The sequence below is a fragment of the Bradyrhizobium sp. LHD-71 genome, from assembly GCF_031157255.1.
Taxonomy (GTDB): Bacteria; Pseudomonadota; Alphaproteobacteria; order Rhizobiales; family Xanthobacteraceae; genus P52-10.
Genome location: NZ_JAVIFX010000014.1, coordinates 74,715 through 87,750 on the forward strand (window position 1 = coordinate 74,715; position 13,036 = coordinate 87,750).

Sequence of the window (13,036 nt, forward strand, 5' to 3'; positions counted from 1 at the left end):
TCACGCCGGTACGATGGTCTTGCCGATGGGCCAGAGCGCGATACCGGCGAGCTTCAGGTGCGCCCACGCGAACGGGATGCCGATGATGGTGATGGCAAGACCGATCGCGGTGATGAGGTGCGCCAGCGCGAGCCACCAGCCCGCCAGAACGAACCAGATGATATTGCCGATGACGCCAAGCGCGCCGGTGCCGACGTCCTCGCGCCCGGTGTAGAGGTCGCGCGACACGGCGCGCTGGCCGAAGGGCAGCAGGGTGTAGGCGGCAATGTTGAAGGCGGCCCGCGCCCAGGGGAGGCCGATGATGGTGATCGCCATGATGATCGCGGCGATCACCCAGCCGGCCGCCATCCAGAGTCCGCCAAACACGATCCATGCGAGGTTGAGGAGAAAGGACAGGGGCGACATCAGCGGCTCCTTGGCCCACGCGAGATCGGCGGTGCTCAGGACCTATGTCGGCGGCCACGCAATTCAAGGCCTTTTGCCGCGTCATCGGCTGGCTCGTTCGTCGCAGCAGTCGTGTCGTCGCGTGTGACGGACTTCACCAGTTTGCGCGCGTACTGATGCTCGATCACGTCGGCGATCTCGTCCTCGAGGTCGCGAGCGATACTGTCGGGATGCTGCTTCATGACGGCACCTCGTCTGCAGGCGTCAGCTATCTCTTATCTCTTCCACGCACTCACGAGACGTCCTTGCGCGCCATAGATCGGGTCGCGGCGCGGGCGCGGCACCCTGCGGACGGTCTTCACCGCGAGCCTGTGATCTTCGCTGGTGGTGCATTCGTCGTAGGTGCCCGATGGCGGATAGGCGCCCACCACGAGAAAATCCTCGCTGGCTTTGAGACAGCGATGTCCGGTCCCCGCGGGCAGAATCGCCACATCGCCGGCCTGCAGCTTCAGCGTCTTGCCGCGCAGTCCGCCAAATTCGACGGAGGCCTGTCCGCGAGCAACCCCGAGCACCTCGTGAATGCGCGAATGGTAATGGACATAGTCATAGATGCCGTTGCGCCAGGAATTGCCCCAGCCGTTGCTGCGAAATACCTCTTCGACCACCGCCGCCGGATCAAGTCCCTCCCGCAACCAGATCGCGCTGCGATAGACGATCAGCGGCCAACGCGGATGGTTCGGAATGATGCCATCGTCCTGCAGGCGAAACGTTCGGCCCTTGCGCGCGCGAATGAATGTCTGCACGTCGTCGCGCTTCGGACGACCGATGCCGGTGATCTTCCCTGCAAACGTCTTGATGGTCTCGAGCGTGGGCATAGGACTTCAATCGATCCTCGAAGCTTTGGTTCCCTCTCCACAGGAACCACTTGGCCGGCAAGGCTGATTCTTTTCGCCTGCCGTGCTGTCAGGAACTGTCATGATCGGTGCGGCGTTGGCCCAACGGATGGCGTGACCCGCCGGGCGAGGCGTCAGCACAAGCGGACGGCGCCCGCCCTTCGAACGAAGTCGCGCCGCATATCAAGGAGGCTGCGCCATGTTTGACTTTTTCGCAGGCGCCTCGCCGGCGCTGGGCTTATGGGCGCTCGGGGCCGCCATTCTCGGAGCCGCGTTGATCTACGGTGTGATGCGTGCCGGGTGGCTGCGGCCGCACGAGCGCGCCGAACTCGACCACCAGACACGCGTGCAGCAGGGCCGCGAGGACCCGCAAAAGAGCTCGCAGACCACGATGAACAGGAGCGACCTGCGTGCGACGGAGATGCCCGACAAGGGCGCTGACAAGCCGTGGGAACGCCCGGGCCAGCTTAGCCAAAATCCTGATTGGAAAGGGGCGGGCAAACCCGATCTCGAGAGGTGGAAACAGACCGGAACGCACTGAACGGAGAAGCATCATGGCCGAGAAGGAAGCGCTGATGACACAAGCGCAGCGCGAGGAGATCAAACACCTCTGCGACGAAGCCAACGTTCCTGACAAGTCGGGCGAGTTGCTGACGAAGGAAGGTGCGCAGCACTTCATCGACGATTTGCTGCGGCAGGCCAGCGAGCGCCGCCATGGCTGAGACAAAACGGCGCGACGAGCCGGAGAGCAAACGACCGAAAGCGCCGCCGACGGACAAGATTCCGCCGGCCGGTCCGCACGCGAAGCCGGAGCTGACCGACAAGGAGCGGACGCCGGGATCCGGCGTGCTGCCGGATTCTGATCCGAAGGAGACCGAGGCGCCGACCGGCTAGTGCATGTGGAACTCCTGGCCTGCAGCGACCTCGGCGCGCCCCCTCTCCCCCGCTGGGGAGAGGGTTGGGGTGAGGGGCCGTGACACCGATGGCGTCGCGCGTACTTTACGTCCGGCATCTCGTGTCGAAGCTGACACTCTTCGCATATCGCATACGACAGAACGTGCCCCGGCCCCGCACCCTAACCCTCTCCCCAACGGGGAGAGGGAACACCGGCTGCGCGTGGTCACTGTTCGTGCAGATGCGATAGCACGCTAGGAGGCGTGGACCTTGGTCTGTCCGGGAAAACACGATGCAGGATTCCTACAGCAGAATGGCGTTTGGCATGTCGGTAGGTCTCGGCATCGGCGCTCTCGTGGGCGGCGCGATGGACAATGTCGGGCTCGGCATTGGTCTCGGCATCGCGCTTGGCAGTGCCGTCGGTGCGCTGGCTGGTCGCAGCTAAAAGCGCTAGTGTCCCGAATCCGAAGTTCGCTATGCTTTGCAGCGAGCTCAGAGCGAACTTCGGATTCGATCAGGACACTAGCAAGTTTACGATTCTAGTGTCGTTTATGGATCAGAAATTCGCACGATGGACTCGCGGCAAGGATGGTGCGAATTTCTGATCCACGACACTAGATCGCGACGTCAGGGCGAAGGCCGGGAAGGCCGGCTTGCCATCGTACGAAACGTGATCGAGTAGCGCGGTTCATCAACGGCGGGGATGCCGTGCTCCCAGACATGCCGGGCATCGCCGGTGAGCAGATAGAGCGAGCGTGGCTCTGCATCCAGCGTGAAGCGCTGCCATCGATCGCGGGATTTCCTGCGGAAGCGAAAGCGGCATGCTGATCCAAGCGACAGGCCGAACACCTGCTCGAACTGCGGCTTGTCGCGATGCCAGCCGATGCCGACGCCGATATCATATTCCGTGCACAGGACGTGACCGATCGCGCCCGCGGCCAGCTCGCGAAAGCGTTCGATCTTCTCCGCCTGCTGCCGCAGCCAGGCAGGCACGGGTTCGGCGTCTTCGAGCCGCCGCGCCGTGTAATCGTAGTGAAAGCCGAAGGATGCGACCCTTCGCTTGCCCTCATAGGCGCCGAACTGAAACGGCTGAAGCGGCAAGGTCCGGATCATTCCGATCAGATGCCGTTCGTCCTCGGTGGAGATGACGTCGGGCCAATACTCGAGCCCCGCCGGCCGATCCGCGTCGTCGGCGAACAGGGAGAGCTGGGTTGGCGTGCTCATCATGGATGACGATCAGTCGAGTTGCCGGTTCGAGGTTCACTCGCGCTCGCGTCGGTCGCTGCCCGGAAGCTGATCGTAGCCGTGCCGGCTGCTGTAGAACATCAGCGCCATCAGCCCGATGCCGACGACCAGCGAGAACACGATACCGAGCGCCATGGCGGTCCAGCCATGCACGCCGAGTTCGGCGTGATGGCCGCCGACCAATCCGAAATAGACGAAGACGCCGGTGCCGGCCAGCAGGGCCAGGAGCACGACGATGAGCAGGACATTACGCATGATGGGCTCCTCGCTGCGGATGCCGTTCTGAAGAACGCCCCCGGTCGCGGCGGCGTTCCTCCCGCGACAGAGCTTAGAACGTTGCTTTCAGGCCATCGATCAGGAATTGGATCGCAAAAGCCGCCAGAATGACGCCGAGCACCCGCGACAGCACGATGTTGCCGGTGATGCCGAGCAGCTTGGAGATCCGGCCGGCGGCGAGAAAGCAGATCGTGCAGGCGGCGATCACCGCGACGATGACGCCGATCAGCGTGACGAACGCCTCGGCTTCGCCGTCGGCGCGGCCGGACAGCAACAGCGTCGCCGTCAGCGCTCCCGGCCCGGCCATCAGCGGGATTGCCAGCGGGAAGGCGGCAATGTTGGTGACGTGCTCCTTCAGCGCCTCGCCGGCTTCGCGTGCATGATGTTCGGGCTCGGTGCCGAACACCATGCGGAACGCCACGCCGAACAGCAGCAGTCCGCCGGCGATCTGAAACGCGGGGACGCTGATCTTGAGCTGGCCGAGCAGCCAGCTTCCGCCGAGCGCTGTGAGAATGAGAATGCCCGCGGCGATGATCGACGATCGAAATGCGACCTCGCGCTTGAAGCGGGGATCAAGCCCGTCGGTGAGCGAAATAAAGGCCGGCACCAGACCGACCGGATCGATCACCAGCAGCAGCGTCACGAAGGATGAGGTCGCGAACTCCATTCGCCTGCCGCGATCAGTGCGAACGCGCAAGCGCGAACGCACTGATCATCCGACCTCGGTTCTTGTTCCTCGCCGTGATCAACTGGATTGGCGAACCGGTCCGAACAACTCGACAGGAGGTGGCAGCGAACTGTTTACTCGTCATCGACTCACCTCCTGGAGGCGAGGTGCAACAGCCGGACGAGGAAAGAAGTTCCACCGCTTCATTGCAACGGCATGGGAATGCAGCAGATTGTGCTGTTTTGAGACTGCGATCCATCGCACCGATCGTCGCCTGTTCGTGAAGCGAACGCTCCGGTGTGTTCCGCGTTATCAAGCATGTCCGATATTACACACTACTTCATGGCGCATGCCCGGTCCGCGGTCCGAAAGGCGCGTGGGATGAAGCGCGGAACGAGCCATCGCAATCGGCAGCGCACGGTCGCGCGCGTCTATCATCTTCTCGCGAAGGAAGCGGCTTACACGTCGAATGTCCAATACCTGGATGACTTCCGCAAAATCCAGCGACTGGAGCGCGCGATCGGAGGTTGAGGTGTTTCTGTTCTTCTCGAACCGCACCGGCATCATCGGCTCGCTTCTGATCTCGTTGCTGCTTTCTGCAGTGCTGCTTTACGCATGCAGCGGAAACTGACGGCGGAACATCGGCCGCTTAAGAAAGTTTTCAAGACAGGCCGTTCTTCAACGCAGCGCGTCAACCGCGTTGCAGGAGCGCGTGTGGCCGACAAGAAAAACGCGCTGACCAAGGGAGGATGTTATGGGACTCGGAAAGGGTGCATTGCTCTGGCTTCTTGGTATTCCGCTGCCAATCATTCTGCTGTTGGCACTGTTCTGGAATTAGCAGACGCGGAAGCAAGGCCCTTCGGGGCCTTCTTTTTTGCCGATCGTCTTTTGGCGACACTGCAGCTCTGCCGGTGTCGATTGCCGAACATCCGGCTCATCGCTGTCAGAGTGGCAGTCTCTCTCCTGGCGTAATAGGATTTCCCCGGGTGGACAGGAGGGAAGACGCAACCGTGACAACGAATGATGCGGACAAGGTCTTTGCCGGCTCGATCCCGGAGATCTACGACGAATATCTGGTGCCCCTGATTTTCGAACCGTACGCGACCGACCTGGCCGGACGGCTATCAGCGTTCAAGCCCGAAAGCGTGCTGGAGACCGCGGCTGGTACAGGAGTTCTGACCCGCGCACTCGCCGCGTCTTTTCCGGACGCGGCCATCGCCGCTTCAGATCTCAACCAGCCGATGCTCGATCGCGCCGCCGCGCGCTTCGGCCGGTCAGCTCGTGTGACCTGGCAGCATGCCGATGCGCTCGCGCTGCCTTTTGCCGACGAAAGCTTTGACGCGGTCGCCTGCCAGTTCGGGGTGATGTTCTTTCCGGACAAGATACGCGGTTACAAGGAAGCACGGCGGGTGCTGAAGCGCGGCCGGCCTTTTGCCTTCAACGTGTGGGATCACATCGAGCGGAACGAACTGGTTGCGGTCGTCTCGGAGGCGCTGGAGACATTCTTTCCCGATGATCCGCCGCGGTTCATGGCGCGCACGCCGCACGGCTATCACGATGCCGACGAGATCAGACGGCATCTCGGCGATGCCGGATTCATCGATATCGTCATCGAGAGGGTGAACGCCCGAAGCAGGGCGCCTTCGGCGTATGATGCCGCGTTCGCCTTTTGCCAGGGCACGCCCTGGCGCGCCGAGATCGAGGCGCGCGGCGGGGCTGGAGGACTGCAGAAGGCGACGCAACACGCCGCCGACGCCTTGATCGGGCGCTTTGGCGCAGGCCCGATCGAAGGCGGTATCGCGGCCCTGGTCGTGATGGCGAGGTGACTATCCGAGCCGCGGGCGGGCGCGTTCGTCAGAACTGATTGCGAAGGCGCAGGTCGTCGTCATACATCCGCTGACGGACATTGGGCGACGGGTCGCGGCCGACGAAGCGGCCCGATGGCGAGTAGACGTTGGGCCCGCGCAGATAACCGTCGCCTCGGTACATGTTGCGGCTGCCACGCCAGTCGCGCTCCTGCTGGTAATAGCCTTGCGCCTGCCGGGGCATCTTTTTCTTCGTGCTTGCTGCGAGCGCCGGAGTGGCGACGAGCACCGCAAGAGCAATGATAGGAACAATTTTCATGGGCTTTCCTTTTCATTTCCCCAGGCGAGAACAGAAGGAGCCATGAGACGTTCCACTTTGCCGCCTCGACGAAGAAACGGATTCATGCCGGATCGCCTGGCCAGATATGCGCGAGGATGATGCTCGACGCGGAACGAGGCGTCGGGGTCGGCGTTAACCGAACAATCCGATTAGCCGTACGTGGAGAAGTGCCACACCTCGGCAGAGGTGAAAGCACGACAGACCCCGCCACTCACGCAAAGTGAATGGCGGGGTTCGTCGTTTCGGCCACCCGCAATGCCGCGGCGACGGCGGGCTCGCGTCTTACGCTTCCCGCCCTTGATCTTGCTGGAAATTCCTCGATCCGATTGGTCCGGCGGCGATTTTTCGCTGTGGATTGCGTGTGAACAGCGGGGAAAATGAACCTGTGCGGGGTCTCTTTTCGGAACCCTTTCATGAATTGCGGCTTGGTATGAGCGGGTTAGCGTGGTGGTTCAAACGTTCTCGTCGCTTGGTTGGCTAACCTCCGATTCGAGACACCAGGTGGAGAGTTGAAATGCAGCAGTACAGTTTCAGCGTCACCGATCTGACGAATTTCGACAGTTCGGCAGGCAGCTTTGAGTTGACCGATGCGGAGGCGATTGAATTCGGCAAGGAGTATGCGGCAAAGCTGCTCGATGCGCAGCCGGAAATCCGCAATCAGGGACTATGCGTGGTCGCCTTCGATCAGTCAGGCCATGCGCGCTTCATTCAGCCGATCGATACCGTTCATTAACCGTTCCGCTGCCGGCGACTGAACGATCGAGCGATCGCGGTCTGCTATTCGTTGCCCGCCGTTACTCTCTCCCAACCCTTCCATCTGCGATCGGCCCACCGAAAGGCGCCGAGCAATGGCCGCTGCAGCAGACGCAGGTCCTGCGACAGGATGATGAGCCCGAGCGGTAGCATCCAGATGCCGAGCACGGGCAGGAACGACAGCACGCCGCCGACCATCAGCAGCAGCGAAACGGCAATGCGGATGAGCAGCCGTGAGGGCCGACGCAGCCAGATCACAAAGCGGCAGAACCGGGCGGGAAGATATCGCCCGATCGAATCGAGATAGAGGTTCAGTTCGCGCTGAACCGCCGCGTCGCTTGCGCTCAGGCGACGTCTGCGCCGGACGCGAGCACCCGGGACGCTCACAGAGGCGTGCTCCGTATTAGCGACCGTCACGGGCTTCGGGCATCGGGCGTTGCGCCTCGGCGAGCTTCAATCGCCGCAGCAGGATCTTCAGCGGCTCCGGCACATCATCGTCGACCGAGATGTGCGACGAGAGACCGCGACCGATCCCGTCGCGAAGGCCCTTTAGGTCTTGATTGCTGTCCATCAGCCTTCTCCTCTTCGGTGATCAACGGGCCGGTTGCTCAGACCGTTCCGGTGGAACAAGTTGAAGCGAGCCGGGATTTCTTCCCGAGAAAGGCGGATGCAGGTGTCAGCGCAGGCCGGCATGCGAGAAAGCGCCGAACCAGCCCGTGTGGCCCGGGGCTGGAAGCAGATCCTGCTTGGCACCTATCGCAGCATGTCGGAAGACCGGGTCCTTGCGGTTGCCGCCGGCGTCACGTTCTACGGACTGCTCGCCGTGTTTCCGGCGGTCGGCGCGGTCGTCTCGCTCTACGGCCTGTTCACTGACGCCGCGACGATCGAAGGCAATCTCGCCCGCCTGTCGTCGGTCTTGCCGACCGGGGCCCTCCAAATCATCGGCGATGAAGTTCGGCGCGTGGCCGCGGCAAGCGGACGCGCGTTAAGCGCCAGTTTTCTCCTGGGACTGGCCATCGCGATCTGGGGCGCCAATGCCGGCGTCAAGGCCGTGTTCGACGCGATGAATGTGGCCTATGGCGCCAACGAAGAGCGAGGGTTCTTCAAGCTGAATTTCACCTCGCTCACCTTTACTGCGGCAGCGATCGTGTTCGCGGTGCTTGCGCTCGCGGCCGTGGTCGTCGTGCCGGTCTCCTTCCACTATCTGGGGCTCGACGTCGCGCTCGGCGCGATCCTGCTTTACGGCCGCTGGCCGCTGATCTGGCTGGTCGTCGCACTCGGACTTGCCTTGCTCTACCGCTTCGGGCCGACGGATTCCCTCCATCCGAAATGGCGGTGGATCAGCTGGGGAAGCGCGTCCGCCTCGGTGGTCTGGCTCGCCGCCTCCGTGCTGTTCTCGTGGTACGCGGCGAACTTCGGCAATTACAACAGGACCTACGGCTCGCTCGGCGCCGCGATCGGCTTCATGACCTGGATGTGGATCTCCGCTGCGGTGATCATCATGGGCGCCGAGCTCAATGCCGAGATCGAGAAGGCCGCCGACGAGCCGCACGCGCAGCGGCCCAAGAACGCCGAACGCGACAATCGCGCGGCCTGATTGGAGCGGACTTCCACGACTGTCCGAACGCATCGTGCGGGGTGCAACTGGCCCGGCATCGATGGTAAACATCGGCGCGCGAGAGGCGGAAACACGCATGGCCAACGAGATTTCATTCGGACCCCTTCGTTACGAGCGGCAGCGCGGGCTGGATGGCGCGTTCTTTCTTGGCGTTCCGGCCGCGCTCGCGGTGACCATGTCGGTCGTCGGCGGCTATATGAACACGCTGGGCGCGTTCGGCGGGCTCCTGTACGTGGCGGGGCTGTCGTTCATGCCTTGGTGGATGGCCGGGCTGGCGACGGCCGTCGCCCATGTCGGATTGCGGCGCTTCCGCCTGCCGCTGTGGGCGCTGACGGTCATCGGCGCCAGCGCCGCATCGCTGCTGCTGATCCCGATCACGCATGAGTTGAACGGTTGGTTTCGCACACACTGGCCGGGCGGCCTCCTGCTGCACGAGATGTCTTGGCCGGTGACGCTCGATCGCGTGCGCGAAATCGCCATCAGCGCCGGGCGAGCGACCGCGCTGTGGACCGCCTTCTGCTACGTGTTCGCGACGACGCTTGGCTGGTCGCGCTATCAGTATGATCCCGAAGCGGACCGCGCATCTGGTCCAGTGGTCGACACGCCGCCGTCGCGGTTCGAAAACAGCGGCCGCAACTGGACGAAAGAGGCCGATCTGCAGCTCGCCCGGTACGTTGCGGATGGCCTGCCTCCAGGCGAGATCGCGCGGCACATGCACCGGACGGTGGCTGCCGTCAGGATCAGGATCGCAAAGATCAACGCGGCGGCGCGCCGCAAACGCGATTGAGCCGGACCGACAACCAACATTCTTTGTGCAAATGGCCCAGAACATCTACGACAACGCCGAATTCTTTGCCGGCTACAGCGGCCTGAGGCGGTCCGTACACGGCCTCGCCGGCGCACCGGAATGGCCGGCAATCCGCGCGCTGATTCCGAACCTTGCCGGCAAGCGGGTGATCGATCTTGGTTGCGGCTTCGGCTGGTTCGCGCGCTGGGCGCGGGAGAACGGCGCGGAGCACGTGTCCGGCTACGATCTGTCGGAAAAGATGATCGCGCGGGCGAAGGCGGATACCTCCGATCCGAACATCGTCTACACGATCGCTGATCTGGATCGGCTGGAGCTGCCCGAGGCATCATTCGATTTCGCCTACAGCTCGCTCGCCCTGCATTACGTCGTCGATTTCGAACGACTGATAAGAGCAGTGCATCGCGCGCTACTACCGGACTCGCAGTTTGTGTTCACCATTGAACATCCGATCTACATGGCTCCGAGCAGGCCGGGATGGACGGTCGACAGCGAAGGCCGCAGGACGTGGCCGGTCGATGGCTACGCGATCGAGGGCCCGCGCGTCACCGACTGGCTGGCCAAGGGCGTGGTCAAGCAGCATCGGATGCTCGGCACGACGCTGAATGCCCTTATCAAAACCGGCTTCAGCATACGTCACTTGCAGGAGTGGAGTCCGACGGGCGAAGACCTCGCGGCGATTCCTGATCTTGCCGACGAGCGCGAACGGCCGATGATGATGATCGTGGCGGCAGGCCGGTAAGCAACACTGCCCGTTGTTCCGGGACTATTTCCGCAGCGCATTATTCGCAGCTCGCGGAAGTACTCTCCCTTTCGAACCTCCGGAACAAACCGATGTTGCTGTCGATTGGCCGGTGCGGACGGGCGCGAGCCCGGTTCAACCTGGGAGGAGGTATCATGAAGAAGGTTGCAGTCGTTCTGGCGACGCTTGGTGCCTTGAGTGCAACAGCGCCGGCTTTCGCGCAGACGGTCGGTGTCGGTGTGACGTTCGAGCCGGAAGAACGCACCCGCATCAAGGAGTATGTCATCACGGAGCGCGTCGCGCCTGTCACGATGCACGAGCGCGTCAGCGTAGGCACCAGGCTGCCTGCCGACGTTGAGCTCCGCACAGTGCCATCGGCCTGGGGGCCCTCGGTCTCGAAGTATCGCTACGTGTACTCCGACGATCGGGTCTAGTCGAGCCATCGAGCCGCGAAGTCGTGCACGTGCTCGACTGACGCGTCATTGACGAGAAGCGAAACACAGGGCTCCGGCACAGCCGGGGCCCTTGGCTTGTCCACCGCGAAACACCGGGGGCTCGCCCCGAGGCCTTTGCCGGCCGGCCGATGTTCCTGAGAACATTTCGGTTGGCGGTGCGTTGTCCCTTCAGCATGCGCCGGGTGTCAACCGGCCATAACGGAGAAGATGGACGCAGTTGATTTTGCCGGTTTCTAACTGCGGCAGCAACGCATTGGTACGCGTGGCATCTAACCCGTTCCCGGCGCATGCGCTTTGCGCAGGAGTGAAGGATTTGAACAAACTTGGAAGGGCTGCAGAGAAGGTGGCCGGCAAAAGCAAGCAGGCGGTTGCCGAGGTGACGGGCGACGGCAAGCTCGACGAAGAGGGCAGGCGGCAGGTGAAACGAGCCGAACAGCAAACCCGGCGGGACGAGGCCGCGGAGCAGGCCGAGCGTGCAGAGACGCCGAAACTGTCCACCATCGCCAACAACCTGACCTGAGACCCCACGTGAGCGACGTCGCATGAGTGCACCGCTGGTCGTCGAGATCCCGCACCGTCTCGGCAGGGAAGAAGCGGTCCGCCGCCTGAAGGGCGGTCTCTCGCGCGCGAGCTCACAGTACGGCAACGTTCTGCAGGTGCACGAGGAGATCTGGTCGGGCGACCGGATGAGCTTTCGCGTCGAAGCGTTGAAGCAGATCGCGTCAGGCACCGTCGACGTGCGCGAAGACAATGTGCGTGTCGAGGTGACGCTGCCATGGCTGCTGGCGCGGCTTGCGACCGGCATTCAGGCGGCGATCCGCAAATCCGGCACGCTGATGCTCGAGAAGAAGTGAATGCGACCTCACGGAGGTGAAGATGCTCTCTGCCGAGATGACCCGCTGCGTCGAGACCTGCCTGAAGTGCTACGCGACCTGCCTGGAGACCGCGATGAACCACTGCCTCGAAGCGGGCGGCAAGCATACCGAGCCCCGGCACTTCCGTCTGATGATGGCTTGCGCGGAGATCTGCCGAACGGCGGCGCACTTCATGCTGGTGAACACGCCGCATCACAAGCATACTTGCGCCGAATGTGCGGAAATTTGCAACGAATGCGCCGATGACTGCGCCAGGATCGGCGGCATGGACGAGTGCGTCCGCCAGTGCCGTGCCTGTGCACAATCCTGCGCGGCGATGGCGGCGTAGCCGACTTGTGATCAGAACTGCACTCTGGTCACGACTGCACAGCGCAGCGGCGGAGTGCGCTCACGCCGCAACGGCGTCATGCCGCTCGAGATAGATATCGATGGCGATATTGGCGATGCGGATCTTGTGGCTCTCACCCCTGCGGAGCAGATCCATGATGATATTGCCGAGCTCGACCATTGCGGTGTCCGGGTCATCGATCATGCCCATGCGCTCGAGATAATCCCAAGCGATCATGAACGACTCTTCGGCAAGGTTTTCGACATCGAAGGTCAGCATGCGAGGCTAACCGCAAGGAGTCGGGAAAGTTCCTGTGCCGCTGCCGCTCTGGGTGACTTGCATGTCGCGAATTTCGCAACATCAGAAACAAATGCGTGACAACGGCGTTATCGAATTGTCGTTAAACCGAAGCATGACAGGTCTCCCAATGGGCGCTCATCGGTCGTGGACCACCGAGGATACCGAGCGACTTCGCCTGCACATCGAGCGGGGCGGATCGGCCGCGCGAGCGGCGGTGATGTTCAAGCGAACCGGGCAGGCAGTGCGCGCGCATGCGAGCGCTTGCGGTTGGAAGTTTCCGACCATCCGCGAGTTGCGAAGAAGGGCGACAGGCTCGGAGCGCTACACGCCGCCGGAAATCTGACCGCGGATGTTTGGGCCCAGTGTCTGCCGTCGCTCGCGAATGCGGCGCCTGTCAGCAGATTGGCTTGAAAGCCGTCGTCCGGCGTGAACGCGGCCGCGCGCGAAAATCAGGACGAACTGCTCAGTGATTCGTTCGTGTAGGCGCAAGCCTTTGCGCAGTTACCCGTGTTCGGCGCACGATTGCAATATCCTGGTTAGCTGCACCGCTCGCACAACCTGAGCTTGGTCCGATATCGGACCGTCCGGCGGATGCCGTTGCGTTACTTCGCCGCAACACGATAGTCTTAACTTGTGAAATCATAATGTCGCCTGTC

General features: G+C 62.7%; 25 protein-coding genes. 15 read left to right on the forward strand and 10 right to left on the reverse strand.

Going from position 1 to position 13,036, the window contains the following annotated elements; all coding sequences use genetic code 11:
• The 3 genes from RCO31_RS16820 to RCO31_RS16830 are packed head-to-tail and all read right to left on the reverse strand — an operon-like array spanning nucleotide 1 to nucleotide 1,259.
• Nucleotides 1-405, reverse strand: coding sequence for a YccF domain-containing protein (locus RCO31_RS16820; protein ID WP_308969575.1), 405 nt, complete (start codon nucleotides 403-405; stop codon nucleotides 1-3).
• A gap of 35 nt (nucleotides 406-440) precedes the next feature.
• Nucleotides 441-626, reverse strand: a complete 186-nt coding sequence (locus tag RCO31_RS16825; protein ID WP_308969576.1) for a hypothetical protein — start codon at nucleotides 624-626, stop codon at nucleotides 441-443.
• A 33-nt stretch (nucleotides 627-659) separates the two neighbouring features.
• Entirely contained in the window at nucleotides 660-1,259 is a 600-nt protein-coding gene (locus RCO31_RS16830; protein WP_308969577.1) for a cupin, read from the reverse strand.
• A gap of 217 nt (nucleotides 1,260-1,476) precedes the next feature.
• Between RCO31_RS16830 and RCO31_RS16835 the strand changes: the two genes are divergently transcribed.
• From RCO31_RS16835 to RCO31_RS16850, 4 genes are all read left to right on the forward strand, one after another.
• Nucleotides 1,477-1,818 (forward strand): hypothetical protein, encoded by a 342-nt coding sequence (locus RCO31_RS16835; protein ID WP_308969578.1) that lies wholly within the window; start codon nucleotides 1,477-1,479, stop codon nucleotides 1,816-1,818.
• Nucleotides 1,819-1,831: 13 nt separating this feature from the next.
• A complete protein-coding gene (locus tag RCO31_RS16840; protein ID WP_308969579.1) occupies nucleotides 1,832-1,999 on the forward strand; it encodes a hypothetical protein in 168 nt (55 codons plus the stop codon).
• Entirely contained in the window at nucleotides 1,992-2,171 is a 180-nt protein-coding gene (locus RCO31_RS16845) for a hypothetical protein (protein WP_308969580.1), read from the forward strand. The genes RCO31_RS16840 and RCO31_RS16845 overlap by 8 nt, the downstream gene beginning before the upstream one ends.
• A gap of 292 nt (nucleotides 2,172-2,463) precedes the next feature.
• Nucleotides 2,464-2,616 (forward strand): hypothetical protein, encoded by a 153-nt coding sequence (locus RCO31_RS16850; RefSeq protein ID WP_308969713.1) that lies wholly within the window; start codon nucleotides 2,464-2,466, stop codon nucleotides 2,614-2,616.
• Between the two features lie 182 nt (nucleotides 2,617-2,798).
• On the opposite strand, the gene RCO31_RS16855 is transcribed toward RCO31_RS16850, so the two are convergent.
• The 3 genes from RCO31_RS16855 to RCO31_RS16865 all read right to left on the reverse strand — a co-directional run bounded on the left by RCO31_RS16855 (nucleotide 2,799) and on the right by RCO31_RS16865 (nucleotide 4,359).
• Nucleotides 2,799-3,398 (reverse strand): alpha-ketoglutarate-dependent dioxygenase AlkB, encoded by a 600-nt coding sequence (locus tag RCO31_RS16855; RefSeq protein WP_308969581.1) that lies wholly within the window; start codon nucleotides 3,396-3,398, stop codon nucleotides 2,799-2,801.
• Nucleotides 3,399-3,431: 33 nt separating this feature from the next.
• Entirely contained in the window at nucleotides 3,432-3,671 is a 240-nt protein-coding gene (locus RCO31_RS16860) for a hypothetical protein (protein WP_308969582.1), read from the reverse strand.
• A 73-nt stretch (nucleotides 3,672-3,744) separates the two neighbouring features.
• Entirely contained in the window at nucleotides 3,745-4,359 is a 615-nt protein-coding gene (locus tag RCO31_RS16865) for a MarC family protein (protein ID WP_308969583.1), read from the reverse strand.
• A gap of 318 nt (nucleotides 4,360-4,677) precedes the next feature.
• Here RCO31_RS16865 and RCO31_RS16870 point away from each other — a divergent pair, with 318 nt between their 5' ends.
• The gene (locus tag RCO31_RS16870; RefSeq protein WP_308969584.1) at nucleotides 4,678-4,890 is read left to right on the forward strand and encodes a hypothetical protein; all 213 of its coding nucleotides are present in this window, start codon (nucleotides 4,678-4,680) and stop codon (nucleotides 4,888-4,890) included.
• A 479-nt stretch (nucleotides 4,891-5,369) separates the two neighbouring features.
• A complete protein-coding gene (locus tag RCO31_RS16875; protein ID WP_308969585.1) occupies nucleotides 5,370-6,185 on the forward strand; it encodes a methyltransferase domain-containing protein in 816 nt (271 codons plus the stop codon).
• 28 nt (nucleotides 6,186-6,213) lie between these two features.
• Here the strand turns inward: RCO31_RS16875 and RCO31_RS16880 are convergent, their stop codons facing one another.
• Nucleotides 6,214-6,483 (reverse strand): hypothetical protein, encoded by a 270-nt coding sequence (locus tag RCO31_RS16880; RefSeq protein WP_308969586.1) that lies wholly within the window; start codon nucleotides 6,481-6,483, stop codon nucleotides 6,214-6,216.
• A 535-nt stretch (nucleotides 6,484-7,018) separates the two neighbouring features.
• Here RCO31_RS16880 and RCO31_RS16885 point away from each other — a divergent pair.
• Nucleotides 7,019-7,237 carry a hypothetical protein gene (locus RCO31_RS16885; protein ID WP_308969587.1) on the forward strand — a complete coding sequence of 73 codons (219 nt, stop codon included), beginning with the start codon at nucleotides 7,019-7,021 and terminating at the stop codon, nucleotides 7,235-7,237.
• A 44-nt stretch (nucleotides 7,238-7,281) separates the two neighbouring features.
• On the opposite strand, the gene RCO31_RS16890 is transcribed toward RCO31_RS16885, so the two are convergent.
• Entirely contained in the window at nucleotides 7,282-7,644 is a 363-nt protein-coding gene (locus tag RCO31_RS16890; protein ID WP_308969588.1) for a hypothetical protein, read from the reverse strand.
• A gap of 16 nt (nucleotides 7,645-7,660) precedes the next feature.
• Complete coding sequence (locus RCO31_RS16895; RefSeq protein ID WP_308969589.1) at nucleotides 7,661-7,828, reverse strand: hypothetical protein; 168 nt, start codon at nucleotides 7,826-7,828, stop codon at nucleotides 7,661-7,663.
• Nucleotides 7,829-7,924: 96 nt separating this feature from the next.
• Here RCO31_RS16895 and RCO31_RS16900 point away from each other — a divergent pair, with 96 nt between their 5' ends.
• From RCO31_RS16900 to RCO31_RS16930, 7 genes are all read left to right on the forward strand, one after another.
• A complete protein-coding gene (locus tag RCO31_RS16900; protein ID WP_308969590.1) occupies nucleotides 7,925-8,854 on the forward strand; it encodes a YihY/virulence factor BrkB family protein in 930 nt (309 codons plus the stop codon).
• Nucleotides 8,855-8,951: 97 nt separating this feature from the next.
• The gene (locus tag RCO31_RS16905) at nucleotides 8,952-9,662 is read left to right on the forward strand and encodes a hypothetical protein (protein ID WP_308969591.1); all 711 of its coding nucleotides are present in this window, start codon (nucleotides 8,952-8,954) and stop codon (nucleotides 9,660-9,662) included.
• Between the two features lie 31 nt (nucleotides 9,663-9,693).
• A complete protein-coding gene (locus tag RCO31_RS16910) occupies nucleotides 9,694-10,422 on the forward strand; it encodes a methyltransferase domain-containing protein (RefSeq protein ID WP_308969592.1) in 729 nt (242 codons plus the stop codon).
• A 155-nt stretch (nucleotides 10,423-10,577) separates the two neighbouring features.
• Entirely contained in the window at nucleotides 10,578-10,856 is a 279-nt protein-coding gene (locus RCO31_RS16915) for a DUF1236 domain-containing protein (RefSeq protein ID WP_308969593.1), read from the forward strand.
• A gap of 238 nt (nucleotides 10,857-11,094) precedes the next feature.
• Nucleotides 11,095-11,397 (forward strand): CsbD family protein, encoded by a 303-nt coding sequence (locus tag RCO31_RS16920; protein ID WP_308969594.1) that lies wholly within the window; start codon nucleotides 11,095-11,097, stop codon nucleotides 11,395-11,397.
• Between the two features lie 22 nt (nucleotides 11,398-11,419).
• Nucleotides 11,420-11,731, forward strand: a complete 312-nt coding sequence (locus RCO31_RS16925) for a polyhydroxyalkanoic acid system family protein (RefSeq protein WP_308969595.1) — start codon at nucleotides 11,420-11,422, stop codon at nucleotides 11,729-11,731.
• Between the two features lie 37 nt (nucleotides 11,732-11,768).
• Complete coding sequence (locus tag RCO31_RS16930) at nucleotides 11,769-12,080, forward strand: four-helix bundle copper-binding protein (RefSeq protein ID WP_308969706.1); 312 nt, start codon at nucleotides 11,769-11,771, stop codon at nucleotides 12,078-12,080.
• A gap of 60 nt (nucleotides 12,081-12,140) precedes the next feature.
• On the opposite strand, the gene RCO31_RS16935 is transcribed toward RCO31_RS16930, so the two are convergent.
• Nucleotides 12,141-12,359 (reverse strand): hypothetical protein, encoded by a 219-nt coding sequence (locus tag RCO31_RS16935; protein ID WP_308969596.1) that lies wholly within the window; start codon nucleotides 12,357-12,359, stop codon nucleotides 12,141-12,143.
• Nucleotides 12,360-12,492: 133 nt separating this feature from the next.
• On the opposite strand from RCO31_RS16935, the gene RCO31_RS16940 reads away from it, so the two are divergent.
• Nucleotides 12,493-12,723, forward strand: a complete 231-nt coding sequence (locus RCO31_RS16940; protein ID WP_308969597.1) for a hypothetical protein — start codon at nucleotides 12,493-12,495, stop codon at nucleotides 12,721-12,723.
• The last annotated feature ends 313 nt before the right edge of the window (nucleotides 12,724-13,036 follow it).

Coding starts and splice junctions, on each gene's coding strand:
- RCO31_RS16820 (WP_308969575.1), bottom strand. CDS start 405: ATGTCGCCCCTGTCCTTTCTCCTCAACCTCGCATGGATCGTGTTTGGC.
- RCO31_RS16825 (WP_308969576.1), bottom strand. CDS start 626: ATGAAGCAGCATCCCGACAGTATCGCTCGCGACCTCGAGGACGAGATC.
- RCO31_RS16830 (WP_308969577.1), bottom strand. CDS start 1,259: ATGCCCACGCTCGAGACCATCAAGACGTTTGCAGGGAAGATCACCGGC.
- RCO31_RS16835 (WP_308969578.1), top strand. CDS start 1,477: ATGTTTGACTTTTTCGCAGGCGCCTCGCCGGCGCTGGGCTTATGGGCG.
- RCO31_RS16840 (WP_308969579.1), top strand. CDS start 1,832: ATGGCCGAGAAGGAAGCGCTGATGACACAAGCGCAGCGCGAGGAGATC.
- RCO31_RS16845 (WP_308969580.1), top strand. CDS start 1,992: ATGGCTGAGACAAAACGGCGCGACGAGCCGGAGAGCAAACGACCGAAA.
- RCO31_RS16850 (WP_308969713.1), top strand. CDS start 2,464: ATGCAGGATTCCTACAGCAGAATGGCGTTTGGCATGTCGGTAGGTCTC.
- RCO31_RS16855 (WP_308969581.1), bottom strand. CDS start 3,398: ATGATGAGCACGCCAACCCAGCTCTCCCTGTTCGCCGACGACGCGGAT.
- RCO31_RS16860 (WP_308969582.1), bottom strand. CDS start 3,671: ATGCGTAATGTCCTGCTCATCGTCGTGCTCCTGGCCCTGCTGGCCGGC.
- RCO31_RS16865 (WP_308969583.1), bottom strand. CDS start 4,359: ATGGAGTTCGCGACCTCATCCTTCGTGACGCTGCTGCTGGTGATCGAT.
- RCO31_RS16870 (WP_308969584.1), top strand. CDS start 4,678: ATGTCCGATATTACACACTACTTCATGGCGCATGCCCGGTCCGCGGTC.
- RCO31_RS16880 (WP_308969586.1), bottom strand. CDS start 6,483: ATGAAAATTGTTCCTATCATTGCTCTTGCGGTGCTCGTCGCCACTCCG.
- RCO31_RS16885 (WP_308969587.1), top strand. CDS start 7,019: ATGCAGCAGTACAGTTTCAGCGTCACCGATCTGACGAATTTCGACAGT.
- RCO31_RS16895 (WP_308969589.1), bottom strand. CDS start 7,828: ATGGACAGCAATCAAGACCTAAAGGGCCTTCGCGACGGGATCGGTCGC.
- RCO31_RS16900 (WP_308969590.1), top strand. CDS start 7,925: ATGCAGGTGTCAGCGCAGGCCGGCATGCGAGAAAGCGCCGAACCAGCC.
- RCO31_RS16905 (WP_308969591.1), top strand. CDS start 8,952: ATGGCCAACGAGATTTCATTCGGACCCCTTCGTTACGAGCGGCAGCGC.
- RCO31_RS16910 (WP_308969592.1), top strand. CDS start 9,694: ATGGCCCAGAACATCTACGACAACGCCGAATTCTTTGCCGGCTACAGC.
- RCO31_RS16915 (WP_308969593.1), top strand. CDS start 10,578: ATGAAGAAGGTTGCAGTCGTTCTGGCGACGCTTGGTGCCTTGAGTGCA.
- RCO31_RS16925 (WP_308969595.1), top strand. CDS start 11,420: ATGAGTGCACCGCTGGTCGTCGAGATCCCGCACCGTCTCGGCAGGGAA.
- RCO31_RS16930 (WP_308969706.1), top strand. CDS start 11,769: ATGACCCGCTGCGTCGAGACCTGCCTGAAGTGCTACGCGACCTGCCTG.
- RCO31_RS16935 (WP_308969596.1), bottom strand. CDS start 12,359: ATGCTGACCTTCGATGTCGAAAACCTTGCCGAAGAGTCGTTCATGATC.
- RCO31_RS16940 (WP_308969597.1), top strand. CDS start 12,493: ATGACAGGTCTCCCAATGGGCGCTCATCGGTCGTGGACCACCGAGGAT.